Here is a 6654-nt window from a genome sequence, read left to right as displayed (position 1 = left end):
ACCGATCCCAAATCTCAGCACGCTGTTCAGTTGAATAATAAATCCTACGACGATATTTCATGGCAAACACTCCATCTCTTCCTAAAGATTAAAGTGTTGCGTCGACCAGTTGAGGCCACCGAGGGAACCGGACATTCGCTGCGGGTGCGAACCGAGTGTGCCGGAACGTTTGAAGCCGACATTGGGGAATCCTAGAAACGGGAGTTTTCTCTGCGCTGCCGCAAGTCGGCTTCGAGCCCAATCTGTGAGTTCGGTTTTCTCGCTGCATGCGCTCGCCGCACAGAAAATGCCACAATTGCAAAATCGTCTGCGCCGCAACGCTGCGGGAAAACCGGCCGTTCGTGCAAGGCGCAGCAAGGAGAGCGGCATCCACAGACACACCATGTCGTTCGTCTGACGTGCAGCATGATGCACAATGGGCTTGTCTAATTCTTCCCCCATCGATCTGCGAAGATTGAACCAGTGCACGCCAAGCCAATTTTGGCGAGCATTGGTGGCGGTTGGATTCGCATAGAGTTCTGCTATGAAAAGCTGACGCCATTGGACGTCATTGGCAGATGGGTGACCAACGGCGCGCCGGACGCCGCAATGGCATTGGCGAGCGCGGGACCGGCAGGTGGCGTACCCGGTTCGCCAACGCCCGTTGGGGCCTCGGATGAAGGCACGATATGGGTTTCGATGTGGCTGAGATCGTAAATCCGCAACGTCTCATAATCGTCGAAGTTCGACTGGGTGACGGCACCCTCTTCAAGCGTCAGTTCCGCCCGCATGATGTGCCCGATGCCAAAGCCAATCCCGCCTTCGATCTGTGCCCTAACCACATCCGGAGTAACGGCGATACCGCAATCGACAGCGGCTGTGACCTTTTCGATTGTCACTGTGCCACTGGCATCTGTCGAGATTTCGCAGACCTCCGCCACGTAGGAACTGAACGACTTATGCGCCGCAACTCCATGAAAATGTCCGTCGGGAAGCGGTTGTCCCCAACCGGACTTTTCTGCCGCTAAACGGATAACACCAGCCATGCGCGTTTGATCAGCACCGCCACCGGAAAGGTACCCCAGACGATACTCCACGGGGTCTTTTCCTGTCGCACCCGCGCACAGATCCATCATGCATTCCATGACGTAGGCTGTGTGACTGTGCCCAACCGAACGCCACCAGTTCGGGGTGGTTGGCCCCTTTTGATCCGTCAGACCGATATGGTGGGCGGGGATCTGGTAGGGGTTCTCCCGTGCACCCTCAACCGAGGTATTGTCGACGCCGTTCTGCACCATGAAGGCATCCAACGGCGTGCCCTTGAAAATTGGCTGCCCCGCTATGCGATGATCCCAGCCAGTGATTTGTCCATTTGCATCAATCCCCACGCGGACTTTGTGTGCGTAGGCGGGTCGGTAGTAACCGCCCGAAATGTCGTCTTCACGAGACCACTGCAATTTGAGAGCCCGCGAACGGTCCGTCACCGCAAAAGCCAGGGCCAGTTCCACCAGATAGTCGCCATCCGGGGTGGTGCGGCGTCCAAAGAACCCGCCTGCATAGAGCGAATTGACCTGTACTTTCTCCATTGGCAACTCAAGTACTTGGCTCAGCACAGTATGTCCGACGGTCGGAGACTGTGCGCCGTCATGCAGAATTACACCTCCATTCGGTAGTGGTTCGACTGTTGCACCCATTGTTTCCATTGGCGCATGCGCGAGCATCGGGAAGTAGAAATCGCGTTCGATCACCTGTGCCGCATCGTCGATCGCAGCCGAAGCAGTGGTCAAATCTGTCTCTGACGCCTGAAACTCCGGGTCTGAACTGACCATCGCCAAGAGCTCAGCTTTTAGAATATCACTGCCGCGGCTTTCAGCGGTTGAGAAATCCCACGTAACGTCAAGCGCATCGCGCGCCTGAAATGCGGCCCACGTCGTGTCCGCGTAAGCCATGACGCCTTTGTTGTTGGGCATCTGAATGGCCATGATGAAACCGGGCACAGCGCGGGCGGCACTATCGTCGAAGGATGCAACGACTCCGCCCAGTTTTGGCGACCGCTTGATCGCCACCACCATTTGATTGTCGAAGTGCATATCCATCGCGTATTTGGCGCTGCCATCTATCTTGGCAGGTGTGTCCAAACGGGCTTTCTGGTCCCTCCCGATGACGCGCCATTCGGATGGAGCTTTGAGCGCCGGATCTGTCGGGACGGCCATGCCCGATGCCACATCGACAAAGGCGCTGATGTTCGCGGAATTGCCAGACCCCGAAATAACACCATCCGCCAGAACGAGCGCATCGGCAGGTACGCCCCAGGTTTGTGCCGCGGCTGCCAGCAGCATTTCCCGTGTCGCGGCGGCAGCCGTTCGGTATTGCATGAACGAATTGGCCATAGAAGTGGACCCACCCGTGCCTTGGCTGCCAAAGAACAGATTGGCGTAACGCTGCGGGTCGGACGGCGCCATTTCGAATGTGATGTCCTGCAAGGTCATGTTCAGCTCTTCGGCGATCAAAGCTGACAGGCCCGTGGCTGTGCCTTGACCCCCTTCAATGTGCTTGATGATCGCGGCGACGGTCCCGTCGGGGTGGATTTTGACAAATGGGGTGATGTTACCACCCGGCTGCGCGACTTGCGCAAGTGCCCCACGTGGATCAAAGCCAATGATCAGTGCGACCCCAGCAGTAGTTTGCAGAAAGCGGCGGCGAGAGATTTCAGTCGTCATGGTTCAACCCTCCAGAATGTCGGCAGCGCGATGAATCGCGGCGCGGATGCGGGTATAGGTGGCGCAGCGGCAGGCGTTTCCACCCATCACGCTGTCGATCAAGTCATCGTCGGGCGCAGGGTCTATCCCGAGCAAGTCAACGGCTTGCATGATCTGACCGGACTGGCAAAAACCACATTGTACAACGTCCAACTCTTGCCATGCCTGCTTCACGGCCTCAGCCGCAGTGCCTTCGACTGCCTCGATGGTGGTTACAGCGGCACCTTCGAGATCACCGACCGCCATTTGACACGAGCGGACAGCCGCCCCGTCTATATGAACTGTGCAAGCACCACATTGAGCGATGCCACACCCGTATTTGGTGCCGGTCAGTTTCAACTCGTCGCGGATCACCCACAACAACGGGGTATCCGGGCTCACATCAACATTGTGCGTTTCGCCGTTCAGATTCAATGCTATTGCCATGTCGCCAACTCCTTCATCCGAATGAAATATTGTGGTTATTTACTAGGATCGCCCGATGCCCATGCCACGCCCTCGCCACGGTCCATTGTGGCCATTCGGGCCATGTCAACATCGTCGATGATGAAGGAAAACAGGTTGAGGTTCTGGCGCATTCGGTCCGGGTTCAGGCTCTTGGGCAGAACCGCATATCTGTTCTGGACACCCCATTTCAGTAGCAATTGCGCCTCGGAGACGTTGTAGTTGGCGGCCATCGTTGCAAATGCGCTGCCGTCAGCCTTCATTTGGTCGGTCTTGGCACTGTCCTGGCCTTCCTCAACTCGCCACGTCGAAAGGGGTACAAGGCTACTATAGGCGATCGGTGCGATGCCGTTCTCGGCCATATATGCAATCAGGTCCGGCTTTTGTGACCATGGATGCAACTCGATCTGGTTGGCGTCGGGCATGGGAAGCCCGGCGGCCTCAATTTCCTCCAGATGCTGCTGGTTGAAGTTGCTGACACCAACCGAGCGGGCTTTACCGCTTTTCTGAATTTCCAGCAATGCACGCCACTGTTCCAGGCGCATGTCGCCACCGTATGGGGCGTGGATCAAATATAGATCAACATAGTCCAATCCCAACCGAGCAAGACTTGCTTCACATTCCTCGATGGTCTGCGCGCCAGTCTTAGGCGCATCGCCCCAAGCGAGGTTGCCGGGCCAAAGTTTGGCGGTAACGAAGAGGTCTTTACGACCTATACCCGCACCCTGCAGTCCCTTCTTAATGCCTGCACCGACCGTCACCTCGTTTTGATACCCCGAAGCTGTATCGATATGCCGATACCCGACCTCGATTGCGGTGCTTACCGCGGTTTCGGCGTCCTCATCGGAAATAAGATATGTGCCGAACCCAACAGCCGAGATTGCGGTGTTGGCGTTTAGGGTAAAGGTAGGCTGTGTCGCTGACATGGGTATTCTCCGATCGAAGGCTTAGTTGAGATGAACCTACGCACTTTGGTGCGCTTGGTCCTGCCAAATTCTCCAACAGTCCTGCCCATTCCTCCAAACGGCGAGTTTTTTACGTGATTACTTGTGTTGGCCTTGTTAGAGGTAAAGCTCAAGGAGATGGTCATGTTACTCAAACAGCTACAAATCCTGTCAGAACACTATTTGGACAAAAATTCAGATGTTTCAGCCAAATACCTACCCGCCTTGCACGTGTTCCTCAGGGAAGAGGTGAGTGAATTTGAGGCCATCGTCTACAACCCGGTGATTTGTCTGATTCTACAGGGCAACAAAGAAATACACATTGGTACGCAATCTGTTTCTCTTGCGCGCGGCGATGCTCTATTGGTCAGTCACGACCTACCAATCACTTCAAAAATCACCGCAGCCAGCCCAGAAGCTCCGTATCTTGCGCTCATCCTCACTTTGGATATTGGCATTATCCGGGGCCTCTACGAACAGGTTGGTGAGGTAGCACCAGTTCTCGCGGATGCGAAGTCACTTGCAGCCAGCGTTGCCGATCCAACATGGCTTGAGCCTTTGGCGCGATATCTCAAGCTGATGGATAATCCGCTGGAAGCGCAGGTTCTTGGGCCGCTGATCTTGAAGGAAATCCACTTTCAGCTGCTGATGTCCCCCATCGGCGGCATGCTCAGAAATCTGCTCTCGGTTGACAGCCATGCCAGCAGGATTGCCAAGGCCATCTTGCGGATCAGAGCAAGCTTTCGCGAACCCTTGATCGTGGCGGACCTCGCCGAATTGGCGGGCATGAGCCAATCTTCGTTTCACGAGCATTTCAAATCCGTTACGGGCACCACCCCACTGCAATACCTTAAAGACCTGCGGATGATCGAGGCGCGGAACCTCCTGGCAAGTGGCGCGCACTCTGTTTCAGTTGCAGGTTTTGAAGTCGGGTATGAAAGCCCCACGCATTTCAGTCGCGACTATTCCCGTAAATTCGGCTGCTCGCCAAAGCATCATCTCGCGCTGGCCTAGTAGGCCGCCGTCGTCCATTCGCCCCAAGGGATTGCCTTATGACCGCAGAATTTCCGCTTATCACATTCATTCTGTTTCTGGCGGGGATGATCGCCGTTCCCCTGGGCCTCACGCTTTGGGCTTAGGTCCGTGCTGGGATACTTGATCGCGGGCATCGCGATCGGGCCTGTCCTGCATTGGGCCGGGATCGATGTCGTGGGTGGATTGCAGGTCGGGCTGACGACGGTTACAGCGGGTAGTCACCAAGTTGGTAGGGTGCAGGCGCGGAAAGTTTGTATTTTGTGATGGTGTGAGAAATGAGCCGATCTGGCCGCAGACTGCGAAACCTGTCTTTCAGGCATGGCGCGGCGAACTCACCGTCAGAGCCCAAGCTGTCGGATGCTGCGTTTGTCGCCAGTGACCGCTATTGTTGTGTTTCTGGCAACATTTGCCCAGTGATATAGGTGTATGAACCTCCCACCAATTGAAGCACAAAATCCAGTTCGGCTTGCGTGGTTGGGGTGTAGATCATCACGAACCCCTCCCATCCGGCGCGTTGATCGGCCCATGGATGGGCGACCGCCCAGCCAGCCGGTGTTGTCAAACAAACTTGAGCACGCCGCAAAAGGCACATCAAGTCAATCATCATGCGGCACAGAAATTGAACCACTCCGTGAGAGCAGTTGCACGTTTTCGCTTGAAGGATTGCCTGCTTTCTAGATGCCTTTGGTGGTTGAAGTGGTTATAGATTTCGCTGTGATAACTGACAAATTTCTGAAGTGTCGCAACCGTCTTGAAACGCTGCATCGCTCGTTCTCTACGTCGAAATGGTAAGTGTGAATTCTCGCATCTGTTGTTGGATCGGCCGCCGCATAATTGTTTATCGGCAACGCCAATCTCGCGAAAGGCTGCTCCATAGGACGGTAGTTTATCCGTTGTGATAATCTTAGGCACACCATGCTTTTTCATCGTCTTTATGATAAATTTCTTCGCCGCAGCCTTGTTGCGCCGCTTTGTAACTAAGCATTCAAGAACCTCACCTTCATGATCAACGGCACGCCAAAGGTAAAATATCTCACCATTTATTTTCACAAAAACCTCGTCCAAGTGCCATTGCCAATTTGAGTGGTGCCCCACCCTCTTCTGCCGGATCTCCTTAGCAAATTTTGCACCAAATCTGTTGACCCAAAACCGCACTGTTTCGTGGCAAATATCAATCCCGCGCTCATGCAGGATATCTTCAACCTGGCGAAAACTGAGCGGGTAGCGGATATAATACATCACAGCGAGACGGATGATTTCAGGACTCGTTTTGAAATACTTGAATGGGTTTTGTGTTGTCATTCACCAAAATTATGGATCAACAGCTGGGGCGTCAAGTTTGTCTGACAACACCGTGCAATCACCTGCCGGTCAACAGATCAATCCCGAGTGTTGTAATATCCATTGTGGATGGCTCCTTCTCTCTGTTGGTTCGTAACAGCACCAGCATGGCACATTGCGATGCCGTTCGGGTAGAGCCGTCCACACCATCA

At 54.7% G+C, this 6654-nt stretch carries 7 protein-coding genes; 2 read left to right on the top strand and 5 right to left on the bottom strand.

Annotation, left to right across the window (positions count from 1 at the left end; genetic code table 11):
* The coding region (locus AB9F29_RS19975) for a hypothetical protein (RefSeq protein WP_369756981.1) at positions 1 to 195 on the top strand (195 nt) is incomplete at its 5' end.
* Positions 196 to 521: 326 nt separating this feature from the next.
* Here AB9F29_RS19975 and AB9F29_RS19970 read toward each other — a convergent pair.
* Genes AB9F29_RS19970 through AB9F29_RS19960 form a run of 3 tightly spaced genes read right to left on the bottom strand, consistent with a single transcriptional unit; the run spans position 522 to position 4108 of the window.
* Complete coding sequence (locus tag AB9F29_RS19970) at positions 522 to 2699, bottom strand: molybdopterin cofactor-binding domain-containing protein (protein ID WP_369756980.1); 2178 nt, start codon at positions 2697 to 2699, stop codon at positions 522 to 524.
* 3 nt (positions 2700 to 2702) lie between these two features.
* On the bottom strand, positions 2703 to 3164 hold the full coding sequence (locus AB9F29_RS19965; protein WP_369756979.1) for a (2Fe-2S)-binding protein: 462 nt from the start codon (positions 3162 to 3164) through the stop codon (positions 2703 to 2705).
* 35 nt (positions 3165 to 3199) lie between these two features.
* Positions 3200 to 4108, bottom strand: a complete 909-nt coding sequence (locus AB9F29_RS19960; protein ID WP_369756978.1) for an aldo/keto reductase — start codon at positions 4106 to 4108, stop codon at positions 3200 to 3202.
* Positions 4109 to 4270: 162 nt separating this feature from the next.
* Between AB9F29_RS19960 and AB9F29_RS19955 the strand changes: the two genes are divergently transcribed.
* Entirely contained in the window at positions 4271 to 5140 is an 870-nt protein-coding gene (locus AB9F29_RS19955) for an AraC family transcriptional regulator N-terminal domain-containing protein (protein WP_369756977.1), read from the top strand.
* A gap of 403 nt (positions 5141 to 5543) precedes the next feature.
* Here AB9F29_RS19955 and AB9F29_RS19950 read toward each other — a convergent pair whose 3' ends face one another.
* Positions 5544 to 5768, bottom strand: a complete 225-nt coding sequence (locus tag AB9F29_RS19950; protein WP_369756976.1) for a hypothetical protein — start codon at positions 5766 to 5768, stop codon at positions 5544 to 5546.
* Positions 5765 to 6463: an IS6 family transposase gene (locus tag AB9F29_RS19945; RefSeq protein WP_369756959.1), complete on the bottom strand. Its 699-nt coding sequence runs from the start codon at positions 6461 to 6463 to the stop codon at positions 5765 to 5767. Before AB9F29_RS19945 ends, AB9F29_RS19950 begins: the two co-directional genes overlap by 4 nt.
* Positions 6464 to 6654: the final 191 nt, after the last annotated feature.

The organism is Falsihalocynthiibacter sp. S25ZX9 (genome assembly GCF_041205405.1).
Classification (GTDB): Bacteria; Pseudomonadota; Alphaproteobacteria; order Rhodobacterales; family Rhodobacteraceae; genus Falsihalocynthiibacter; species Falsihalocynthiibacter arcticus.
This window is presented reverse-complemented; position numbering and strand designations above follow the sequence as displayed.

Bases quoted from the DNA above. Each gene is read 5' to 3' on its own strand.
- AB9F29_RS19945 (WP_369756959.1), bottom strand. From the start codon at position 6,463: ATGACAACACAAAACCCATTCAAGTATTTCAAAACGAGTCCTGAAATC.
- AB9F29_RS19950 (WP_369756976.1), bottom strand. From the start codon at position 5,768: ATGATGATTGACTTGATGTGCCTTTTGCGGCGTGCTCAAGTTTGTTTG.
- AB9F29_RS19965 (WP_369756979.1), bottom strand. From the start codon at position 3,164: ATGGCAATAGCATTGAATCTGAACGGCGAAACGCACAATGTTGATGTG.
- AB9F29_RS19970 (WP_369756980.1), bottom strand. From the start codon at position 2,699: ATGACGACTGAAATCTCTCGCCGCCGCTTTCTGCAAACTACTGCTGGG.
- AB9F29_RS19955 (WP_369756977.1), top strand. From the start codon at position 4,271: ATGTTACTCAAACAGCTACAAATCCTGTCAGAACACTATTTGGACAAA.
- AB9F29_RS19960 (WP_369756978.1), bottom strand. From the start codon at position 4,108: ATGTCAGCGACACAGCCTACCTTTACCCTAAACGCCAACACCGCAATC.